The organism is Roseomonas sp. GC11, from assembly GCF_024437745.1.
Classification (GTDB): Bacteria; Pseudomonadota; Alphaproteobacteria; order Acetobacterales; family Acetobacteraceae; genus Pseudoroseomonas.
The window spans coordinates 62750-83303 of the sequence record NZ_JANFNY010000008.1 but is presented as its reverse complement, the minus strand read 5'-3'; the positions used below and the strand labels follow the sequence as shown (position 1 = coordinate 83303).

18 protein-coding genes and 2 tRNA genes are annotated in these 20554 nt (G+C 72.4%); 14 read left to right on the top strand and 6 right to left on the bottom strand.

Features of this window, described 5'->3' with window-relative positions:
• Positions 1-113: 113 nt before the first annotated feature.
• The 10 genes from NON00_RS04430 to NON00_RS04385 all read left to right on the top strand — a co-directional run bounded on the left by NON00_RS04430 (position 114) and on the right by NON00_RS04385 (position 6704).
• Complete coding sequence (locus NON00_RS04430) at positions 114-815, top strand: site-2 protease family protein (protein ID WP_256017874.1); 702 nt, start codon at positions 114-116, stop codon at positions 813-815.
• Positions 812-1648 carry a ScpA family protein gene (locus tag NON00_RS04425; RefSeq protein ID WP_256017873.1) on the top strand — a complete coding sequence of 279 codons (837 nt, stop codon included), beginning with the start codon at positions 812-814 and terminating at the stop codon, positions 1646-1648. Before NON00_RS04430 ends, NON00_RS04425 begins: the two co-directional genes overlap by 4 nt.
• Entirely contained in the window at positions 1632-2252 is a 621-nt protein-coding gene (scpB, locus tag NON00_RS04420) for an SMC-Scp complex subunit ScpB (RefSeq protein ID WP_370688664.1), read from the top strand. The genes NON00_RS04425 and scpB overlap by 17 nt, the downstream gene beginning before the upstream one ends.
• Entirely contained in the window at positions 2249-3304 is a 1056-nt protein-coding gene (locus NON00_RS04415) for an ABC transporter ATP-binding protein (RefSeq protein ID WP_256017872.1), read from the top strand. The genes scpB and NON00_RS04415 overlap by 4 nt, the downstream gene beginning before the upstream one ends.
• Before the next feature lie 98 nt (positions 3305-3402).
• Positions 3403-4050, top strand: a complete 648-nt coding sequence (gene tatB, locus NON00_RS24715; protein ID WP_305123200.1) for a Sec-independent protein translocase protein TatB — start codon at positions 3403-3405, stop codon at positions 4048-4050.
• An 8-nt stretch (positions 4051-4058) separates the two neighbouring features.
• Positions 4059-4847, top strand: a complete 789-nt coding sequence (tatC, locus tag NON00_RS04405; protein ID WP_256017871.1) for a twin-arginine translocase subunit TatC — start codon at positions 4059-4061, stop codon at positions 4845-4847.
• An 8-nt stretch (positions 4848-4855) separates the two neighbouring features.
• Positions 4856-6124, top strand: a complete 1269-nt coding sequence (serS, locus tag NON00_RS04400) for a serine--tRNA ligase (protein ID WP_256017870.1) — start codon at positions 4856-4858, stop codon at positions 6122-6124.
• Between the two features lie 45 nt (positions 6125-6169).
• Positions 6170-6243: transfer RNA gene (locus tag NON00_RS04395), tRNA-Pro, on the top strand.
• 54 nt (positions 6244-6297) lie between these two features.
• Complete coding sequence (locus NON00_RS04390) at positions 6298-6615, top strand: ETC complex I subunit (RefSeq protein WP_256017869.1); 318 nt, start codon at positions 6298-6300, stop codon at positions 6613-6615.
• 12 nt (positions 6616-6627) lie between these two features.
• Positions 6628-6704 (top strand) — tRNA-Arg (locus NON00_RS04385).
• Between the two features lie 213 nt (positions 6705-6917).
• On the opposite strand, the gene NON00_RS04380 is transcribed toward NON00_RS04385, so the two are convergent.
• The 5 genes from NON00_RS04380 to NON00_RS04360 form a co-directional block, all read right to left on the bottom strand.
• Entirely contained in the window at positions 6918-7685 is a 768-nt protein-coding gene (locus tag NON00_RS04380; protein WP_256017868.1) for a GDSL-type esterase/lipase family protein, read from the bottom strand.
• Positions 7682-8374 (bottom strand): ABC transporter permease, encoded by a 693-nt coding sequence (locus tag NON00_RS04375; RefSeq protein ID WP_256017867.1) that lies wholly within the window; start codon positions 8372-8374, stop codon positions 7682-7684. The genes NON00_RS04380 and NON00_RS04375 overlap by 4 nt, the downstream gene beginning before the upstream one ends.
• Positions 8375-8444: 70 nt before the next feature.
• Positions 8445-11099, bottom strand: coding sequence for a tetratricopeptide repeat protein (locus tag NON00_RS04370; protein WP_256017866.1), 2655 nt, complete (start codon positions 11097-11099; stop codon positions 8445-8447).
• A 130-nt stretch (positions 11100-11229) separates the two neighbouring features.
• A complete protein-coding gene (locus tag NON00_RS04365) occupies positions 11230-11952 on the bottom strand; it encodes an endonuclease/exonuclease/phosphatase family protein (RefSeq protein WP_256017865.1) in 723 nt (240 codons plus the stop codon).
• Positions 11949-14204 carry a VTT domain-containing protein gene (locus tag NON00_RS04360; RefSeq protein ID WP_256017864.1) on the bottom strand — a complete coding sequence of 752 codons (2256 nt, stop codon included), beginning with the start codon at positions 14202-14204 and terminating at the stop codon, positions 11949-11951. Before NON00_RS04360 ends, NON00_RS04365 begins: the two co-directional genes overlap by 4 nt.
• 165 nt (positions 14205-14369) lie before the next feature.
• On the opposite strand from NON00_RS04360, the gene trpS reads away from it, so the two are divergent.
• On the top strand, positions 14370-15380 hold the full coding sequence (gene trpS, locus NON00_RS04355; RefSeq protein ID WP_256017863.1) for a tryptophan--tRNA ligase: 1011 nt from the start codon (positions 14370-14372) through the stop codon (positions 15378-15380).
• A 96-nt stretch (positions 15381-15476) separates the two neighbouring features.
• On the opposite strand, the gene NON00_RS04350 is transcribed toward trpS, so the two are convergent.
• Positions 15477-16631, bottom strand: coding sequence for a bifunctional 2-C-methyl-D-erythritol 4-phosphate cytidylyltransferase/2-C-methyl-D-erythritol 2,4-cyclodiphosphate synthase (locus tag NON00_RS04350; RefSeq protein WP_256017862.1), 1155 nt, complete (start codon positions 16629-16631; stop codon positions 15477-15479).
• A gap of 177 nt (positions 16632-16808) precedes the next feature.
• Between NON00_RS04350 and dusB the strand changes: the two genes are divergently transcribed.
• Genes dusB through ntrC form a run of 3 tightly spaced genes read left to right on the top strand, consistent with a single transcriptional unit; the run spans position 16809 to position 20502 of the window.
• Positions 16809-17909, top strand: a complete 1101-nt coding sequence (dusB, locus tag NON00_RS04345; RefSeq protein ID WP_256017861.1) for a tRNA dihydrouridine synthase DusB — start codon at positions 16809-16811, stop codon at positions 17907-17909.
• Positions 17906-19066: a nitrogen regulation protein NR(II) gene (locus tag NON00_RS04340; protein ID WP_256017860.1), complete on the top strand. Its 1161-nt coding sequence runs from the start codon at positions 17906-17908 to the stop codon at positions 19064-19066. Before dusB ends, NON00_RS04340 begins: the two co-directional genes overlap by 4 nt.
• Positions 19063-20502, top strand: a complete 1440-nt coding sequence (gene ntrC / locus NON00_RS04335; RefSeq protein WP_256017859.1) for a nitrogen regulation protein NR(I) — start codon at positions 19063-19065, stop codon at positions 20500-20502. The genes NON00_RS04340 and ntrC overlap by 4 nt, the downstream gene beginning before the upstream one ends.
• Positions 20503-20554: the final 52 nt, after the last annotated feature.

Below are 20554 nucleotides of genomic sequence, written 5' to 3'. Positions count from 1 at the left end.
GGGCGGCCCCGCCCCCCCGCCGCCGCCGCCCGCGCCGCCACGGCCGCCGCCCGCCAGGAACTGGACCCCGCCGCGCTGCTCGCCCGGCGTGACGCCCTGCTGCGCGAGGCGGCGTGACCGGCTGGCTGCCCGAGCTGGCCGCCGCGATCCTCGCCACGGTCCTCGCCATCACCCTGCACGAGGCCGCGCATGGCTATGCCGCGCTGGCCCTGGGCGACGATACGGCGCAGCGCGCGGGGCGGCTCAGCCTCAACCCGCTGCGGCATGTGGACAAGGTGGGCACGCTGCTGCTGCCCGGCCTGCTGCTGGCCGTGCAATTGCTGACCATCGGCCGGGTCGAGGCGATGTTCGGCTGGGCCAAGCCGGTGCCCGTCGATCTCCGCCGCCTGCGCAACCCGCGCCTGGGCATGGTGCTGGTGGCGGCGGCGGGGCCGGCGATGAATTTCTTCCTCGCCTGGTGCGCCGCCATGCTGGCGCATCCGCTGGATGAATGGGGCGGGCTGCTGCCGCCGGATGTCCTGGCCTGGGCGCTGCGCTTCGTCATCCTCTCCATCCTGGCCAATCTGGTGCTGGGGCTGTTCAACCTGCTGCCGGTGCCGCCGCTGGATGGCGGGCGCATCCTGGTCGGGCTGCTGCCGGCCCGGCTCGCCCTGCTGCTGGCCCGGGTGGAGCCGGCGGGCCTTGCCATCGTGATGCTGATGATCCTGGTGCTGCCGCGCATTTCCGAATCGCTCGATGTGGTGGGCGCGCTGGCCGGGCTGGCGCTGGGGCCGGGCTTCCGCCTCATCCTCTGGCTGTCGGGGCATGGCGCATGACCGCCGCGCCGCACACGCTGCATGTCAGCCTGGAGGGCTATGAGGGCCCGCTCGACCTGCTGCTGGAGCTGGCGCGGGCGCAGAAGGTGGATATCGCCCGCATCTCCATCCTGGCGCTGGTCGACCAGTATCTGGCGGTGATCGAGGGCGCCCGCAGCCTGCGCCTGGAACTGGCGGCGGACTGGCTGGTGATGGCCGCCTGGCTGGCCTGGCTGAAATCCCGCCTGCTGCTGCCCGAGGACCCGCAGGAGGAGCAGGATGCCGGCGAGCTGGCCGGCCAGCTCGCGGAGCGCCTGGCCGAGCTGGAGCGCATGCGCGAGGCCGCCCGCTGGCTCGGCAGCCGCCCGCAGCTCGGGCAGCAGGTGCTGGCGCGGGGCGCGCCGGAACGGCTCGTCCGCCAGGAGGAGGGCGCGCTGAACGCCGACCTGCCGGGGCTGCTGCGGGCCTATGTGGTGGCGCTGCGCCGCTCCGCCGCCCGCCGCCCCTACCAGCCGAAGCCCCGCCGCCTCTGGACGGTGCAGGAGGCGCTGGACCGCCTGCAATCCCTGGTGGGCGTCCTGCCGGAATGGGGGGAGCTGAGCCGCTTCCTGCCCGATACGCTGCGTGACCCGGTGGAGCGCCGCGCCGCCCTCGCCGCCACGCTGCTCGCCGGTCTGGAGATGGCGCGCGGCGGCGGAATCGAATTGCGGCAGGAGGCCGCCTTCGGCCCTATCCTGCTGCGCCGCGCCGCCCCGCCGGGCGAGCAGACACCGGGTGCGCAGGCCGCGGGCGAGCAGGCCGCGCCGCCACCCCCGGAAGAGCCGCAGGAGTTTGCCCATGATGTCGCCGCCTGAGGCCGCCATGCCCCTCTTCGCCGCCGGGCACCGCGAGGACCCCGCCGGCATCGCCCCGCTGGAGCACGCGCTGCGCCTGGCCGAGGCGCTGATCTTCGCCGCCGACCGCCCGGTGCCGCGCGAGCGCCTGCAGGCCCTGCTGCCCGAGGGGCTGCGCGCCGAGGCGGTGCTGACCCTGCTGGCCTCCCGCTATGCCGGGCGCGGCGTGGAGCTGACGGAGGTGGCCGGCGGCTATGCCTTCCGCACCGCCGCCGATCTCGCGCCCCTGCTGACGCGGGTGGTGGAGACGCCGCGCCGCCTGCCGCGCGCGGCGATGGAGGCGCTGGCCATCATCGCCTACCACCAGCCCGTCACCCGGCCGGAGATCGAGGAGATCCGCGGCACCAGCCTGTCCCAGGCGACGCTCGAACTGCTGCTGGAGCATGGTCTGGTCGCCCCGCGCGGGCGCAAGGAGGTGCCGGGCCGCCCGACCCTCTGGGTCACCACGCCCCGCTTCCTGGAGCAGTTCGGCCTGCGTGAACTGTCCGACCTGCCGCGCCGCGAGGAATTGCTGGCCGGGGAGGCTGCCCCCGTGCTTGGCCCCGCCCTCGGCTCCGCCGCATGAGCCTGGAGATCCAGGGGGTCCGGCACAGCTATGGCAGCCGGGCCGTGCTGCGGGGGGTGGACCTCTCCGTGGCGCCTGGGGAGATCCTCTGCATCCTTGGCCCCTCGGGTGATGGCAAGACGACGCTGCTGCGCCTCGTCGCGGGGCTTGAGGCGCTGCAGGCCGGGCGCATCCTCATCGCCGGGCAGGTGGTGGCCGAGCCGGGGCGGGAGGTGCCGCCGGAAGGCCGCCATGCCGGCTTCGTCTTCCAGGACTACGCGCTCTTCCCGCATCTGACGGTGGCCGGCAATGTCGCCTTCGGCCTCGGCCTCACCCTGGGCGGCGGCAGCCGGGCGGAGCGCGCGGCGCGGGTGGCCGAGGCGCTCGGCCGCGTCGGCCTCGCCGGCTACGAGGATTCCTATCCGCACATGCTCTCGGGCGGGCAGCAGCAGCGCGTGGCCCTGGCCCGCGCCCTGGCGCCGCGCCCGGCCGTGCTGCTGCTGGACGAGGCCTTCGCCAGCCTCGATGCCCGGCTGCGCGAGCGGGTGCGCGACGACACGCTGCATGTCCTGCAATCGGCCGGCATCGCCACCCTGATCGTCACCCATGACGCGGAGGAGGCGATGTTCCTGGCCGACCGCATCGCCCTGATGCGCGGCGGCCGGGTGGAGCAGCTGGACACGCCGGAGGCGCTCTATCTCCGCCCCGCCAGCCGCTTCGTCGCCACCTTCCTGGGCGAGGTGAACAGCCTGCCCGCCCTGGTGCGGGACGGCGTGGCGCAGAGCGCGCTGGGCGGCCTGCCCGCCGCCCTGCCGGATGGCCCGGCGGAGCTGCTGCTGCGCCCGGAGGGGCTGCGCCTGCTGCCGCCGGGGGAGGGCATCCCCGCGCGCGTCGAGGCCTGCCGCCTGCTCGGCGCCAGCAGCCTCCTCCACCTCGCGGTGGAAGGGGCGGGGGAGGCGCCGCTGTACCTCCATGCCCGCCTGCCGCCGGGGCCTCGCCTGATGCGGGGGGACGCGGTAGGCTTGGCCATCGACCCGGAACGGGCCTTCGTGTTTCCCGGCGGAAGCACCTAGATCACAGAGGGGAGGGCGGAACCGTGCGGGGCCAGATTGGCGTTGCCGCCGGTTCCTGCTAACGGAAGCGGCCCCTGCCTCGGGGAGATGGGAAGCACATGTTTGATTTGGCCTGGTCCGAGATTGCCCTGATCGCCGTGGTGGCTGTCGTCGTCATTGGCCCCAAGGACCTGCCGGATGCCATCCGCAACGTGGCGAAGGGCGTGCAGAAGCTGCGCCGCATGGCCTCCGAGTTCCAGACCCAGGCCGATGAGCTGGTGCGCGAGGCCAAGCTGGAGGATGTGCGCGACCAGATTCGCGACATCCGCAATTTCGACGTGAAGGGCACGATCGAGCGCCACCTGGACAAGGACGGCGAGATTCGCCGCACCTTCAACGACGATCCGCTGCGCGACGCCTGGAAGCCCGAGGACACGGCGGCCAGCTCCGCCACCTCCGCGGTGAACCCGGCGGCCGAGCCGGTGGCATCGCCCGTGGCCGCCGCCGGGGCACCCCCCTTGGCGCCCCCCGTGGCTCCCGCCTTCGTTCCGCCGGATCTGGCCGTGGCCCTGGCGCCGCCGGCTCCTCCCCCGGCGCCCGTGGCCGAGCCGCTGCCCCCGCCGCCCCCGGCCTTCGTGCCGCCCGGTGTCGCCGAGACGGGCAAGGCTGAGCCGGCCAAGTCCGCAGAACCGCCCGCGACCGCGGCCCCGGCTGCCACCCCGTCCGCGCCCCTGCCTGCAACCCCGCCCGCAACCCCGATTGTCTGAGCGAGCCCGTGGCCACTGACCAGGACGACATCATCGACGACAAGCCGATGCCGCTGATCGAGCATTTGCTCGAACTGCGCACGCGGCTGCTGTGGTCGCTGGGTGCTTTTCTCCTCTGCTTCGCGCTCTGCTACTATTTCTCGTCGCAGATCTACGGCTTCCTGGCGCAGCCGCTGGCGGACATCCTCCAGCACCAGAGCGGCGGCGAGCGGCGGATGATCTTCACCGCGCTGTACGAGGCCTTCTTCACCTACCTGAAGGTGGCGCTGTTCGGCGCGGTCTTCCTCAGCTTCCCGATGTGGGCGACGCAGCTCTGGCTGTTCATCGCCCCCGGCCTCTACCGCAGCGAGAAGCGGGCGCTGATGCCCTTCCTCGTCGCTTCCCCCGTGCTCTTCGTGCTCGGCGCGGCGCTGGCCTATTACTTCATCTTCCCGATGGCGTGGAAATTCTTCATCTCCTTCGAGACGCCGCCGGGCGGGGGCTCCCTGCCGGTGCAGCTTGAGGCGAAGGTGAGCGAGTATCTCAGCCTCGTCATGCACATGATCCTGGCCTTCGGCGCCGCCTTCCAGCTCCCCGTCGGGCTGACGCTGCTGGCCAAGGTCGGCATCGTCTCGGTGGAAGGGCTGAAGAAGGGGCGGCGCTATGCCATTGTCGGCATGTTCGTCGCCGCCGCCATCCTGACGCCGCCGGACATCATCAGCCAGGTCGGCCTCGCCGTGCCGCTGATCGCCCTCTACGAGCTTTCCATCATCGCCGCCGGCTGGGTCGCGCCGAAGCGCGACGACGACAAGAACTGAGCCCCGCCATGCACGATATCCGCCTCGTCCGCGCCGACGCCGCCGCCTTCGATGCCGCCCTGGCCCGCCGTGGCCTGGCCCCCGCCGCCGAGGCCATCCTGGCGCAGGATGCCGCCCGCCGCGCCGCCCAGACGGCGGCGCAGGAGGCCCAGGCGCGGCGCAACCAGCTCTCCAAGGAGATCGGCCAGGCCAAGCGCCAGGGCGGCGACACCGCCGCGCTGGAGGCCGAGGGCGCCGCGCTCCGCGCCCGCATGGAGGCGCTGGATGCCGAGGCCAAGGCTGCCGACGCGGCGCAGACCACGCTGCTGGAGGCCCTGCCCAACCTGCTGGATGCCGAGGTGCCGGAGGGCCGCGACGAGGCGGACAATGTCGTCCTGCACCAGCACGGCACGCCGCCCGAACTGCCCTTCCCGGCGAGGCAGCATTTCGAACTGGGCGAGGCGCTGGGGCTGATGGATTTCGCCGGCGCGGCGAAGCTGGCCGGTGCCCGCTTCACCGTGCTGAAGGGCGCCCTGGCCCGGCTGGAGCGCGCCCTCGGGCAGTACATGATCGCGCTGCATGCCGATGAGCACGGCTATAGCGAGACCTCCGTGCCGCTGCTGGTGAACGATGCCACCGTGTACGGCACCGGCCAGCTGCCGAAGTTCCGCGAAGACCTCTTCCGCACCGAGGATGGCCGCTGGCTGATCCCGACGGCCGAGGTGCCGCTGACCAACCTCGCCGCCGGGGAGATCCTGGCCGAATCGGCGCTGCCGCTGCGCTTCACCGCGCTCTCGCCCTGCTTCCGCTCGGAAGCGGGCAGCGCCGGGCGCGACACGCGCGGCATGCTGCGCCAGCACCAGTTCAGCAAGGTGGAGATGGTCGCCATCACCCGCCCCGAGGATTCGGCCGCCGAGCATGAGCGCATGACGCAGTGCGCCGAGCGGGTGCTGACGGAACTCGGCCTGGTCTGGCGCCGCATCATCCTCTGCGCCGGGGATACCGGCTTCTCCGCCACCCGCACCTATGACCTTGAGGTGTGGCTGCCGGGGCAGCAGGCCTGGCGCGAGATTTCCTCCTGCTCCAACTGCCGCGACTTCCAGGCGCGCCGCATGAATGCCCGCTACCGTCCCGCCGAGGGCAAGGGGCCGGCCTTCGTGCACACGCTGAACGGCTCGGGCGTGGCCGTCGGCCGGGCGCTGATCGCGGTGATGGAAACGCATCAGCAGGAAGATGGGAGCATCCTGGTGCCGCCGGTGCTGGCGCCGTGGATGGGCGGGGTCACCCGGATTGGCTGAAGGCGCTTGCCGGAAGCCGTCTCTGCCCATAGTTTGCCGCACGATCGGGGCGTAGCGCAGCCTGGTAGCGCATCTGCTTTGGGAGCAGAGGGCCGGAGGTTCGAATCCTCTCGCCCCGATACCTTTTCCCGGCGGGCCACTCCCCGCCAACTCGACAGTCCGGAAGCACGCGCATGAGCCTCGCCCTCGCCCGCATCCACTGCCCGCCGCGCTCGGCCATGCAGTCCGGCAAGGCCAAGACGGGGAGCTGGACGCTCGTCTACGCCCCCGCCGAGGCGCGCCGGCAGGATCCGCTGACCGGCTGGACCGGCTCTGGCGACACCCGTGCGCAGCTCCGCCTCAGCTTCGCCAGCCGCGAGGCGGCCGAGGCCTATGCCAAGGCCCACGGCATTCCCTACGAGGTCGAGGAAGCGCGCCCCGGCGCGGCGCTGAAGCCCAAATCCTATTCGGACAATTTCCGCTACGGCCGCGCCGAGAACTGGACCCACTGAGGGAGCCAGCCCGCACCCTTAGCTCAACTGGATAGAGCAACCGGCTTCTACCCGGTTGGTTGGGGGTTCAAGTCCCTCAGGGTGCGCCAGATTCGCCCCCGCCCGGCCCTGCCGGGCGGGGGCTTTTTCATCTTGATGCGAACTGCTCTTGAGAGGGGCTTCGCCCCTCTCAAACCTGCGCGGCAGTGCCGCGCAGCCACCAAAGGCCTGAGGCCTTTGGAAACCCATTTGTAAGTCCCCCCTGATGGTGGGTGCAGGGGACCCTGTCCCCTGCTGGGGGAGTTTGAGGGGGCAAAGCCCCCTCAAGGCAGGGCAAGAATCTGGCGGATCTGTGCCTCCAGCCCGGCCGAGAGCAGGGCATAGCCCACCATTGTCAGGTGCAGCGAATCGAAGGCGATATCGCGCGAGAGCCGCCCCTGGCCATCGACCAGCAGCGTCCCCGCATCACTGAAAAAAACATGGCTCTGGTCGGCGCAGCGGGCGATCAGGGCATTCACCTGCTCGATGCCGCGGCGCAGCGGTTCGGCCGCCGTATCGCCACGCGGCAGCAGCCCCACCAGCAGGATGCGTGTCTGCGGCGAGCGGGCGCGGATGAAGCGCACCGCCTCGGCGATGCCCAGCGCCACATCCGCCGGCGCCCCGCCATATTGCAGGTTGTTGGTGCCGATCAGGATCACGGCGAGGCGCGGCCTCAGGCTGGCCGGCCAATGCCCCTGGGCCAGGCGGGCCAGCAGCCCCTGGGTGAAATCCCCGCCCACGCCGAGATTGGCCGCCGCGCGATGCGCGTAGAATTGCTGGAAGATCGCCGGGAACCAGCCCTGCACCAGCGAATCGCCCAGGAAGACCGTCTGCACCCGTGCCATGTCGGTGGCCGCGATCTGCCGGTCCAGTTCCGCCACGCGGCCGCGCCAGCTCGGCTCGGCGAGATAGTCCGGCGTGGCCTCGCGCGGCATGGGGCTGCGCGCGGGCAGGGTGGGGCAGGCGGGCTGCGCCCAGGCGGCGCCGCCCCCGGCCAGCAGGGCCACCCCGAGCGACAGGAGGGCCATGAGGCCGGGGCGGCGGGCGCTCATCGCGGCGCGATCCGGTCGCGCACCATGAAGCTGGTCAGGTTGCCATCGGGCGCCATCAGCCAGACGCTGTACTGGCCGCCCGCCTCCAGCCTGCCGAGGTCGAGCGCCGCCGCCTTGCGGCCGCCACAGCTGGCCACCACCCGGGCGCTGGCCGGGTTGGTGCTGCGCGCCGTGGCGGCGCCCGGCGCCACCTGGCTGAACACCGACTGCCCGGAGGGGTCGAGCGCCAGCGCACCGCCGGCGCAGTCCGGCACCGCGTTGTAGAAGGCGAGGCGCGCGCGCACCTGGTTGAACTCGGTCTTGTCGTTGATCACCACGGCGCGCAGGGCCTCGCCCTGGCGCTGCAGCAGCACCGTGTTGTAGCCGCCGCCGGGGATGGTGACGGTGACCTCCGCGCTGCCCCGGGCATCGGTGAGGCTGATCTTCACCGGGCGCTTCGCCACATCCTCGGCCACCATATAGTCGGTGACGCGGCCGGCGCCTTCGGCCTTCAGGGCCAGCGGGTCGCCGAAATCGGGCTTCACCGTCACCGCGCCGGGCAGGGTATTGGCGAAGCGGACGAAGGCGAAGCCCTCCGGCAGGCGCTGCTCATACAGCATGGGCTGGGCCTGGGCCGGGCCGCCCGGCAGGGAGAGGGCGGCGAAGCCGGCCATGCAGAGCCCGAGCCAGAGAGAGGAAGCGCGCATCATGGAAGGCCTGTGCTGAAGGAGCAGGGACGCCGCGAGGGCATGGGAGGCGAGAGGAGCATGGCGGCGGGCCTCAGGGCAGGGCGCTGGTCTGCAACTGCGCCATGCGCAGACGCTGCGCCGTGGTCAGGGCCCGTTCGGCGCGGCGGCTGTCATTCTGCGCCCGGGCCAGCCGGGCCTCCATCATGTAGAGCGGGATGCTGGAGGGATATTGCCGCAGCCCGGCGCTGACCAGCTGGTCCGCGCGCGACCATTGCCGCTGTGCCAGGGCGGCCTCGCCGGCGGTCATCAGGGCTTCCAGGCTGTCCGGCTTCGCCTGCAGCACGGCCTCGGCGATGCGCTGGCTCTCGGCGGGATATCCGGCCTTCAGGTTGAGCCGCGCCAGGGAGAGCAGCAGGGCCGGGTTCTCCGGGTCGTTCTGCAGGGCCGGGCCGAGCAGGGCGGAGGCGGAGGCGATATCGCCCTTGGCGGCGTAGTCATCGGCGGCGCTGACCACCAGCCCGTTGCGCATGCCCTGCAACTGCCCGCGCTGCGGCCCGCTCAGCGATGCGGTGTCGAGGGCGGCGAGCAGGGCGGCGGCCTCGTCACGCAGCTTCGCTTCCAGCAGCGCGCCGCCCATCTGCAGGCGGGCATCGATGCCGAGTGTCGGCCCGCTGGCGGCCAGACGCAGCGCGGCGCGGGCGGCCTCCGGCATCCTGGCCCGTCCGAAGGCGCGGATCACTGCGGCGCCGCTCTGCCCGCTGGGGTCGCGCCGGGCGGCAATGGCCAGCAGCGCCTGCTGCGCCGCCGGACGGCTGGCCGGGTTGGCCAGCTGCGCCTCCCACTGCGCCACCTCCAGCCGGATGCGCGCGCCCTCCAGCATGGTTTTCATCTCGGCCGTGCGGGCATTGGCGGGGACGCGGCCCAGCCGCTCCACCACATCGCGCTCACGCTCCTCGGAGGCGGCGAGCAGGGCGGCGGCATAGAGCGCATCCGGCGTGCCCAGGGCGGCCAGATTGCGCTCGGCTTCCGCCGCTTCGGCGGGGCGGCCCTGGGCGCGCAGGCGGCGCACCAGGTCATGCGCCACCCAGACATTGCCGGGGTCCACCGCGAGGCCCTGTTGCAGCAGGGCCACGGCGCGGTCCGGGTCGCTCTCGCGCTCGGCGGCCTGGCGCAGCCCGGCGGCGCGGCCGGCGGCGAAGCCGCGCGGCGGCACGAAGCCGGTGGCCTGGGCCATGGCATCGGCCTCCGGCCAGCGGCCCTGGCGCTCCAGCGTGGTGTAGAGCCCCGCCTGTGCCTCGCGCGAGGAGGGGCGGCGGTTCAGCGCGTCGCGGAAGCTGGCCTCGGCCACCGCCCATTCGCCGCGCTGCAGGGCCAGCTGCGCCAGCACCAGCGTGCCTTCCAGCTGCTCATTGGCGGAGTGGCTGGCGATGGCGCGCTGGGCCTGCCGCTCGGCCTCGTCATAAGCGCGGCGCTGGAAGGCCTGCCGCGCCATCAGCGCCGGGGTCTGCGGCAGGTTCGCAGCCACCGGCCGCCCGCCCTGGCCAAGGCCCAGGGTGCGGTTGAACTCCGCCTCCCGTTCCGGCGCCAGGGCCACCGCGCGGGCCAGCAGGGCGCGCCATTCCGCGTCCCGGTTCTGCCGGCGGCGCAGAATGGCGAGGCCCATCAGCGAGTCGACATCATTGGGGTTGGCATCGAGCGCGGTGGTGAAGCCGCTTTCCGCCGCCGAGAGCCGCTGGGAGGACAGCGCGTCATAGGCCGCCTGCCGCGTCTCGTAATTGGGGTCCTGGCCATAGTGGCGGACCTCCTCATAGCGGGCGTCGATTTCCTGGTCGCCGGGGAACTGGCTGCGATACTGCTCGAGCGCCGCCAGCGCCTCGCCGCCCGGGCCAAGCCAGAGCAGCGCCTGCCGCCACGCGGCGCGGGCGGCGCTGGCCGTCTCCGGCTGGGTGGCCAGGGCGCGGAGCTGCTCGATGCCCTGGGGCCGGGTGGTCTCGCGGAAGGTGAGAAGCTGGGCCACGGCCAGCTTCATGCGCTGGTTGTCCGGCTGGCGCTGCGCCGCCGCCTCCAGGCCGCGCCGCGCCTCGCGGAAATCATCGGCGGAGAGGCCGGCCTGGGTCAGGTAGTATTCGACGGCGAAGGCATCCGGCACCTCGTTGGTGCCGAAGGCGGCGCGGTAGCGCAGCAGTGCCTCCCGCCCGCGGCCGGACTGCGCCAGCTGCCGCGCCTCGGCGAGGCCCGCCTGATCCACGGCGGTGGCCCGCATGGCGCTGCGCGCGCGGGCCAGTTCCTGGCTGCCGGGGGCGACGGCGGCGAGGCGGTTCAGGTAGGCTTGCGCCTGCTCGGCATCGCCCGCCGAGGCCGCCACCTGCGCCGCCATGGCCAGGGCACGGGTGTCGTTGGGCTGCAGCCGCAGCAGGCGTTCCAGCGATTGCAGCGCCGCGTCCGGCCGGTTCTGCGCCTGCCAGTAGCTCGCCTGGTCGAGCAGCAGGGTGACGGCGCTGCCTCCCTCGGCGCGCGGGGGGGCTGGCGAATCGGCCGGCGCCTGCGCCGCGGCGGGCTGGCAGAGCAGCAGCAGGCAGAGGCCGGCGCCCGCCCAGGGGCCGGGCCGCCAGGGCAGGAAGAGCCCGGAGAGGGGCCACGTGGCGGCGGCGTGCCGGCGGCTGAGGTCGCCAGGGATGGAACGCTGTGGCGCCCGGCGGGGCCATGCCTCGAGGGGTCGTGCCCCGATGAATTCCGGATGCGGCACCAGGCCCTCCAAACGCGCCTCTGCGATACAGGACCAGAGGTGCAGGAATCCTGCCACAGCCCCTGGGTGGGGCCAATCTCTTTCCCTGTTTCTTTTTTAAGATTGAAGGCGCAATTCGGGAAGTCTCTTCTCAATTGTCGCGTCCGTGCCGCGGACTATTCTCCGCCAGCCGGGCCAGATCCAGCTCCGCCAGCACCGGCAGGTGGTCCGAGGCCAGGGCGGCCGCGGGATCGCGCCAGCTCGCACTCAGCAGGGTGGCCGGCCGGCAGAAGATCTCATCCAGCCGCAGCAGCGGGCGGCGGGCGGGGAAGCTGCGCAGCGCCGTGCGCCCCGGCAGCAGCGGCGCCAGGGCGCGCCAGACCGGGCCGCGCCAGCTCCAGTCGTTGAAGTCGCCCAGCACCACCAGCGGCCCGGGCATGGCCCGCGCCAGGGTAGCCAGGCGCCGCGCCTGCCGCGCGCGCTCGCGCCAGCACAGGCCGAGATGCGCCGCCACCAGCCCCAGCCCGCCCGCCGGCGTCTCCAGCCGGGCGGCGAGGGCGGCACGCGGTTCCCGCCCCGGCACGGAGAGGTCATGCCGCGCGGCCGCATGCAGCGGCCAGCGGCTGAGCAGCATATGGCCATAGGCACCGCCGTGGCCGCGCAGCGTCTCCGCCACCAGCGCATGCCCGCCGAACTCCGCGCGCAGCGCCGCGAAGGGGCAGGGGAGGCGGCCCGGCGAGCGGCTGTCGATCTCCTGCACCGCCAGGATGTCCGGCCCGTGGCGGCGGATCAGCCGCAGCACGCGCTCCAGGTCATAGCGGCCATCGCCGCCGATCCCGGCATGGATGTTCCAGGTCATCGCCCGCAGGATCATGCGGGCAGCCCGCCTTCCTCCTCCTGCGCTCCCTCCTCTGCCCCCTGCTCCGCCTCCCGGCGGGCGGCATGGCGGGCGGCGCGGCGGCGGAACCAGGAGACCAGGCTCTGCAGCCCGTAGGACAGCCCGCCCCAGGCCACCAGCACCAGGGCGAAGCCCAGCATGTCGCCGGCCGAGGGATCGGTGAGGATGCGCAGCAGCCGGTCCCCCAGCGCCGTCATGAGCACGAGCCCGGGCGCCAGCCCCAGCGCCGTGCCCGCCATGTAGTCGAACAGCGGGATGCGCATGGCGCCCGCGACCAGATTGACCAGGGTAAAGGGTGCCACGGGCATCAGCCGCACCATCGTCACCGCCAGGATGCCATTGCGCGAGATGGCGCGGCTGATGCGGTTGATGCGCGGCCCGGCCAGCTTGCGCAGCAGCCCCGTGCCGGCGCGGCGGCCGAGCAGATAGGTCAGGAAGGCGCTGATCAGCGCCCCCGCCCCGGCGTAAAGCAGCCCTGGCCAGAGGCCGAAGGCCGCCGCCGTCGCCAGGATCAGCACATTCACCGGGAAGGCGACCAGCCCCAGCACCATGAACAGGCCGAGCGCCAGAAGCGGCCCCAGCGGCCCGCTGGCATTCTGCAGGGAGGCGCTGAAAGTCCCCGGATGCAGCAGGGCGGAGAGCGGCGTGGAGTGCCAGGCCAGCCCCAGCAGCGCGACGGGCGCCACCACCAGCAGCACCCGCAGCCAGAGCGGCAGGCCGTGCGGCGTGCCATCCTCCGCCGTGAAGTCGGCCAGCAGGGTGGTGGTGCCGAGGGCGCGCGCCGGGTCGGCCACCGCCTCGATCTGCGGCAGGCCCTCGCCTTCCTCCAGCCGGCCATCCTCGATGGGGCGGAGCTGGCGGGCCCGGCCGGCCAGCCCGTCGATGGCGCGGAACAGCCCGCCCCCCTGGCGCAGCGCCGCCACCTGGGCCGGGCTGGCCCCCAGATGCTCGGCCAGCAGCCGGTCCTGCACGGCGGCGATGGCCTGCCGCGTGGCGGTGTCCCGTGCCTCCACCACCAGATCGCACTCGCTGTCCGTGCCCATGGAGCGGTTGCAGAGATTGGCCGAGCCGACGCGCAGCAGCCGGTCATCGGCGATCATCAGCTTGGCATGCACCATGATGTCCGCCGCCTGGGGGTGGCGCAGCCCGGCCTGCGGGCAGAGCAGCCGCACCCGCTCCGCCACGCCCGCCTGCCGCAGCACTTCCATGAAGCGGATGCGCCCGGCCAGCATGGTGCGGTGCTCCAGCCAGGTGTGATGGGTGCGGGGGCCGAGGATCACCACCTCCAGCCCCGGCCGCTCCGCCAGCCGCGCCGCCAGCCGCCGCGCCAGGCCCAGATGGGTGAGGAACTGGTTCTCGATGTAGAGGCTGTGCTCGGCGCCGCCGATCATGTCCTCGAAGAGGCGTTCCACCTCCCGCACCTCCGGCTCGCCCTGGAAGCTGCCGTGGGTGCGGGCGATGCCGATGGGCGCATCCCGGAAATCCGGCGCGACATGGCGCGGCCAGAGGTCGGGTGCCGTGGCCGGGCGCGGGGCGGGGGGCGGCAGGTCCTCGCAGGCGGCGCGTGACCAGCGGTCGCGGAACAGCGCGGCCAGGGCCGTGGCGGCCTCGCCATCGACCATCATCTGGATGTCGTGGAAGGGGGGGTAGCTGACATCGCCGGGGTCCACCCGGTGGGGGTTCTCCGGCCTGTGCTCCGGCGTGTCCCAGCGGCGGATCGTCAGATCCAGCCCGCCGGAAAAGGCCAGGGCATCATCCACGATGGCGATCTTCTGGTGGTGGGAGGCGCCGAAGGCCACCTCGTCATCCAGGCAGAGCTCCACCTGGGGCGGGGTGTTCCATTGTAGGCGCAGCGCCGGCAGCAATTCCCGCTCCAGCGCGTAGAGCATGGAATAGTCCCACAGCAGCAGCTTCACCCGCAGATTGGGCCGCCGCGCCGCCAGCGCTGCCAGGAAGGGGCCGAGCTGGGCGGGCAGCCCGTCCTTCGCCTCGCCCTCGGGGCCGACCAGGGGGGTGCGGCTGTCGATGTCCCAGCCGGCGACCAGGATGGTGTCGCGGGCGCGTTTCATCGCCTCGCGCAGGGCGCCGTAATAGGTGGCGCCATCCACCAGCACGGCGGCGCGGCGGGCCTGGGCGATGCGCCAGACATTGCGCCCGGGCCGCAGCAGGGAGGCGCCGTCCTGCGGGGGCGCCGGGGGGGAGAGGAGGGTGTCGCTCGGGTCGGCCATCACCCGCGGCAACGCCGCAGCGGGCGGAAAGTCTGCGCCGGGCGGTGCCTGCTCACACGAAAATGCCCTGGTGGTGCCATGCCCGGCCGGCGCGCGGCGCCGATGGCTTGACGTGGCGCCCGCCGCGCGGGATCACGCAGCCGCCAGGCCCGAAAGGTTTCTTCGATGCAGCGTGTGTTCTCCGGGATCCAGCCCTCCGGCATCCCCACCCTGGGCAACTACCTGGGCGCCATCCGCAACTGGGTGCCCATGATGGAAGACCATGAGTGCATCTACTCGGTGGTGGACCTGCATGCGATCACCCAGCCCTTCGACCCAAAGGAGCTGTCCCGCCAGACGCGCGAGATGGCGGCGGCGCTGATCGCCTGCGGCGTGACGCCGGACAAGTGCACCCTCTTCGTCCAGAGCCATGTCCACGCGCATACCCGGCTGGCCTGGATCTTCAACTGCGTCGCCCGCATCGGCTGGCTGAACCGCATGACGCAGTTCAAGGACAAGGCGGGCAAGGACCGGGAGAATGCCGGTGCCGGCCTCTATGTCTATCCCAACCTGATGGCGGCCGACATCCTGGCCTACCACGCCACGCGCGTGCCGGTGGGCGAGGACCAGAAGCAGCACCTTGAGCTGGCGAACGACATCGCCCAGAAGTTCAACCACGATTACGGGGTGGAATTCTTCCCGGTGATCGAGCCGATCATCCAGGGCGTGGCGGCGCGCGTCATGTCGCTGCGCGATGGCACCCGCAAGATGAGCAAGTCGGACCCTTCCGACCAGTCGCGCATCAACCTGACGGATGATGCCGATGCCATCGCCCTGAAGATCCGCCGCGCCAAGACCGACCCGGAGCCGCTGCCCGGCGAGATGTCCGGCCTGGAGGCGCGGCCCGAGGCGCGCAACCTGGTGGGCATCCTGGCCGCCATCACCGGCACTTCCCCGGCCGAGGTGCTGCGCCAGCATGAGGGCCAGGGCTTCGGCACCTTCAAGGGTGTGCTGACCGATGCGCTGGTGGCGCATCTTGGCCCGATCCAGTCTGAGATGCAGCGCCTGCTGGACGACCCGGCGGCGGTGGATGCCGAGCTGCGCAAGGGCGCCCGCAAGGCGGCGGAGATCGCCGAGCCGATCGTGACCAGGGCCGAGGAGCTGGTGGGCTTCCTGCCGCGGACCTTCGCTTCCTGAGGTTTTTTTCAGTTTGGCGTCCCGCCTCAGGCCAGAAGCGGGACTCCAACTGAAAAAAGTTTTTGGTTCTTTTTTCAAAAAGAACGCTTTATTTCCTCAAACTTCCCCGTTCGGCAGCAGCAGCGTGGCCGCTGCCTGGGCGGCGATGCCTTCGCCGCGCCCGGTGAAGCCCAGCTTCTCCGTGGTGGTGGCCTTCACCGAGACGCGCCCGACCGGCACGCCGAGCAGTTCGGCGATGCGCGCCCGCATGGCCTCGGCGTGGGGGGCGATTTTCGGCTTCTCGCAGATCAGCGTCACATCGGCATGGGTCAGGATGCCGCCGCGCGCCGCCACCCGGCCGGCGGCGTGGCGCAGGAAGGCGGTGCTGTCCGCGTCCTTCCACTGCATGTCGCTGGGCGGGAAGTGGCGCCCGATATCCCCTTCCGCCAGGGCGCCATAGATGGCGTCGCACAGGGCGTGCAGGCCGACATCGGCATCCGAATGCCCCTCCAGCCCCAGCGGATGGGGGATGGTGACGCCGCAGAGGATGAGCGGCCGCCCCTCCACCAGGCGGTGCACGTCGAAGCCGGTGCCCATGGCGGGCAGGTAGCGCGGCAGAAGGGCGGCCTCGGCGCGGGCCAGATCCTCGGGGTAGGTCACTTTCAGGTTGCTCTCCGATCCGGGCAGCAGCGCCACGGGAAGGCCGAGGGCCTCCAGCAGGGCGGCGTCGTCGGTGGCTTCTTCGCGCGCCCGGCGGTGCGCGTCCAGCAGCACGGGGTAGCGGAAGGCCTGCGGCGTCTGCGCCCGGTAGAGGCCGGCGCGCGGCACGGTGCGCAGGATATGGCCCGCTTCCCCGGCCTTCAGCGTGTCGCTCACCGGCTGGGCGGGGATGGCGCCGGGGGCTTCGGCCAGGGCGGCCAGCAGGGCGGGGATGGTGCCGCGCGGCAGGATGGGGCGGGCGCCGTCATGCACCAGCACGAGGTCTGGCGGGCGGGCGGCCAGAGCTTCCAGCCCGGCGCGGACGCTCTCCTGCCGGGTGGCGCCGCCGGGCACGGGGGGCAGGAGGGGCAGCCCCGCCAGCAGGGCGGCCACCGCCGCTTCCTCGCCGGGGGGTGTGACGGGCAGCAGCGCCTCTACCGCGCCATCGGCCAGGAGTGCCTCGGCCGCGTGGCGCAGCACGGGGCGGCCGAGCAGGGGGAGATATTGCTTCGGACGGCCGGCGCCGAAGCGGGTGCCGCGGCCGGCGGCCATCAACAGGGCGATCACACGCATGGCGCGGACCCTATCCGCCCGGGGGCTGAAATCCCAGGGTGTGAATCCTGGCCTGTGAATCCTGGCCTGTGAATCTCTGGTGCGGCGGCCCCGCGCCGGGTGCAGGGCAGCTTCTGCCGCGCTCCTGGGCGGATGCGCATGGACGGATGACAAATTTTTCCGTAGATTGCCCAAATCATGAGCATCGCCCCCAGCATCCCCCCGGCCGCCCCCTCGGCTGATGCCGTGCCGCGCCTGCGGCCGATCATGGTTGGACCGATCCGCATCGATGCGCCGGTGATCCTGGCGCCGATGTCGGGCGTGACCGACCTGCCCTTCCGCCGCCTGTGCCGGGAGCTTCAGGCGCCGATGGTGGTGAGCGAGATGATCGCCAGCCAGGCCATGGTGCGGGAGAACCGCCAGACGCTGAAGATGGCGGAGGTGGATGGCTTCGGCGGGCCGACCAGCGTGCAGCTGGCCGGCTGCGACCCGCAGGTGATGGCGGAGGCGGCGAAGCTGGCGGTGGACCACGGCGCGGCCATCGTGGACATCAATTTCGGCTGCCCGGTGAAGAAGGTGGCGCTGGGCCAGCAGGCCGGCAGCGCGCTGATGCGCGACGAGATCGGCGCCGCCCGCATCCTGGAGGCCGTGGTCAAGGCCGTGCCCAACCCGGTGACGCTGAAGATGCGCATGGGCTGGGACCACAACAGCCTGAACGCGCCGCGCCTCGCCAAGATCGCCGAGGAAAGCGGCATCCGGCTGGTCACCGTGCATGGCCGTACGCGGCAGATGTTCTATACCGGCACGGCGGACTGGGCCTTCGTGGCCCAGGTGAAGCAGGCCGTTTCCCTGCCCGTCATCGTCAATGGCGATATCCTGACGCCGCAGCACGCGGCCGAGGCGCTGCGCCAGTCCGGTGCCGATGGGGTGATGATCGGGCGTGGCTGCTATGGCCGCCCCTGGCTGCTGGCGCGCGTCGCCGCCTATCTCACCACGGGCGAGGAACTGCCGGAGCCGGACCTCGCCACGCAATACGCCATCCTGCTGCGCCATTACCGCGCCATGCTGGCGCACCACGGCGCCCATCCCGGCGTGCGGCTGGCCCGCAAGCATCTCGCCTGGTATTCCAAGGGCCTGCCCGGCTCGGCCGAGTTCCGCGTCCAGGTCAACCGGGCGGAGACGCCCGAGGCGGCGGAGGCGCTGCTGCACGAATTCTACACGCCCCTGATCGAGCAGGGCGTGGAGGCGGTGCGCGACGCCTTCCGCGACCATGACGACGCGGATGCCATGGCGGCATGAGCGGCTTTCTCGCTTCGCGCCGCGCCGCCGTCGCCGCCCCCCGAGCCCCGGAGGCCGCGCCGCGCATGCCCGACAGCCTTGCCCTGCTGGCCGCCCTGCCGGTGCCCGTGGTGGTGCTGGACCGGGAGAACCGCTTCCGCTTCGCCAACCCCGCCGCCGAGCAGTTCTTCCAGCTTTCCGCCAGCACCCTGGCGCAGCTCGGGCTGGTGGACCTGATCCCGGCCGATACCCGGCTGTTTTCGCTGGTCGATCAGGTGCGGGCGCAGGATGCCCCGGTCTCCGACCATGACCTGACGCTGGAGAGCCCGCGCCTGCACCGCAGCGGCGTCGCCGCCCATGGCGCGCCGCTGCCGGAGATGCCGGGCGCCGTGGTGCTGACGCTGCAGGATGGCAGCAAGGCGCAGAAGCTGGACCGCCAGCTGAATTTCCGCGGCGCGGCGCGTGGCGCCTCGGCCATGGCGGCGATGCTGGCGCATGAGGTGAAGAACCCGCTCTCCGGCATCCGTGGCGCGGCGCAGCTGCTGGAGCAGTCCGCCAGCGAGGCCGACCGCGAGCTCTGCACCCTGATCCAGGACGAGGCCGACCGCATCCGCAACCTCGTCGAGCGGATGGAGATGTTCTCCGAACGCCCGGTGGAGCGCGCCCCGGTCAATATCCACGAGGTGCTGGACCATGTCCGGCGCATCGCCAGCCGTGGCTTCGCCAGCCATCTGCGCATCGTGGAGGATTACGACCCCTCCCTGCCGCCGGTCCATGGCAACCGCGACCTGCTGGTGCAGATCCTGCTCAACCTGGTGAAGAACGCGGCGGAGGCGGTGGACCCCATCACCGGGGAGATCCACCTCTCCACCGCCTATCACCACGGGGTGCGCATCGCCATTCCCGGCTCGCGGGAGCGGGTGCACCTGCCGCTGCAGGTCAGCGTGCGCGACAATGGCCCGGGCATCCCGGAGGAGGTCGCCTCCACCCTGTGGGAGCCTTTCGTCACCACCAAGCGGGGCGGGCAGGGGCTTGGCCTCGCGCTGGTGGCCAAGCTGGTGGCCGACCAGGGCGCGCTGATCGAGTGCGATACCCGCCCCGGCCGCACCGTCTTCCGCCTTTCCCTGCCGATGACACCCCCCGACCTCACCGCCCCGCGCAAGACACGAGCCGAATGACCGATACCCGCACCATCCTCGTGGCCGATGACGATCGGGCCATCCGCACCGTGCTGTCCCAGGCGCTGGGCCGCGCCGGCTACACGGTGCGCGCCACCTCCTCCGCCGCCACGCTCTGGCGCTGGGTGGAGGAGGGCGCGGGCGATCTTGTCATCACCGATGTCGTCATGCCGGACGAGAACGGGCTGGACCTCGTGCCGCGCATCAAGCGCGTGCGGCCGGAGCTGCGCGTCGTCGTGATGTCGGCGCAGAGTACCTTCATGACGGCGGTGAAGGCGGCCCAGCGCGGCGCCTTCGAGTATCTGCCCAAGCCCTTCGACCTGAAGGAACTGCTGGCCGTCGTCGCCCGCGCGCTGACCGCCCCCGCCGTTCCCGTGCCGGAGGAGGATGACCACGAGGGCGAGCGCCTGCCGCTCGTCGGCCGCAGCGCAGCCATGCAGGAGATCTACCGCACCGTCGCGCGGCTGACGACCACCGACCTCACCGTGATGATCACGGGCGAGAGCGGCACGGGCAAGGAGCTGGTGGCGCGCGCCCTGCACGATTACGGCCGCCGCCGCACCGGCCCCTTCGTCGCCATCAACATGGCCGCCATCCCGCGTGAGCTGATCGAGAGCGAGCTGTTCGGCCATGAGCGGGGCGCCTTCACCGGCGCGCTGGCGCGCGGCGTCGGCCGTTTCGAGCAGGCGGCCGGCGGCACGCTCTTCCTCGACGAGATCGGCGACATGCCGCCCGAGGCGCAGACCCGCCTGCTGCGCGTGCTGCAGGAGGGGGAGTTCACCACCGTCGGCGGCCGCAACCCGATCAAGGCCAATGTGCGCATCGTCGCCGCCACCCATCGCGACCTGCGCCAGGCCATCCGCGGCGGCATGTTCCGCGAGGACCTGTTCTACCGGCTGAACGTGGTGCCCATCCGCCTGCCGCCGCTGCGCGAGCGGGCGGAGGATATCCCGCTGCTCGCCCGCCACTTCCTCGACCGCGCCAAGGCCTCCGGCCTGCCGGCCAAGCAGCTGGACCAGAGCGCGGTGGAGCGGCTGCGCCAGCACCCCTGGCCGGGCAATGCGCGCGAGCTGGAAAACCTGATGCGCCGCCTCGCCGCGCTCTACCCGCAGGAGGTGATCGGCGGCGACGCCGTCGCCAACGAGCTGGCCGAGGCCGAGCCGATGGCCGAGGCGGAGAACCGCGCCTCCGAGACGCTGGAGCAGGCGGTGGAGCGCCACCTTTCCACCTTCGTCGCCGCGCAGAAGGACGGGCTGCCGGTGCGCGACCTCTATGAGCGCGTGCTGGCCGAGGTGGAGCGGCCGCTGCTGCGCCTCGCCCTGGCGGCCACGCGCGGCAACCAGATCAAGGCGGCGGCCATGCTCGGCCTCAACCGCAACACGCTGCGCAAGAAGATCCGCGAACTGGACCTGCCGGTGGTCCGCGGGTTGTCGTGATCCGCGTGGCGCCGAGCCGGGGCGGCCCAGGCCGCCCCTCCTTCGCCCGGCG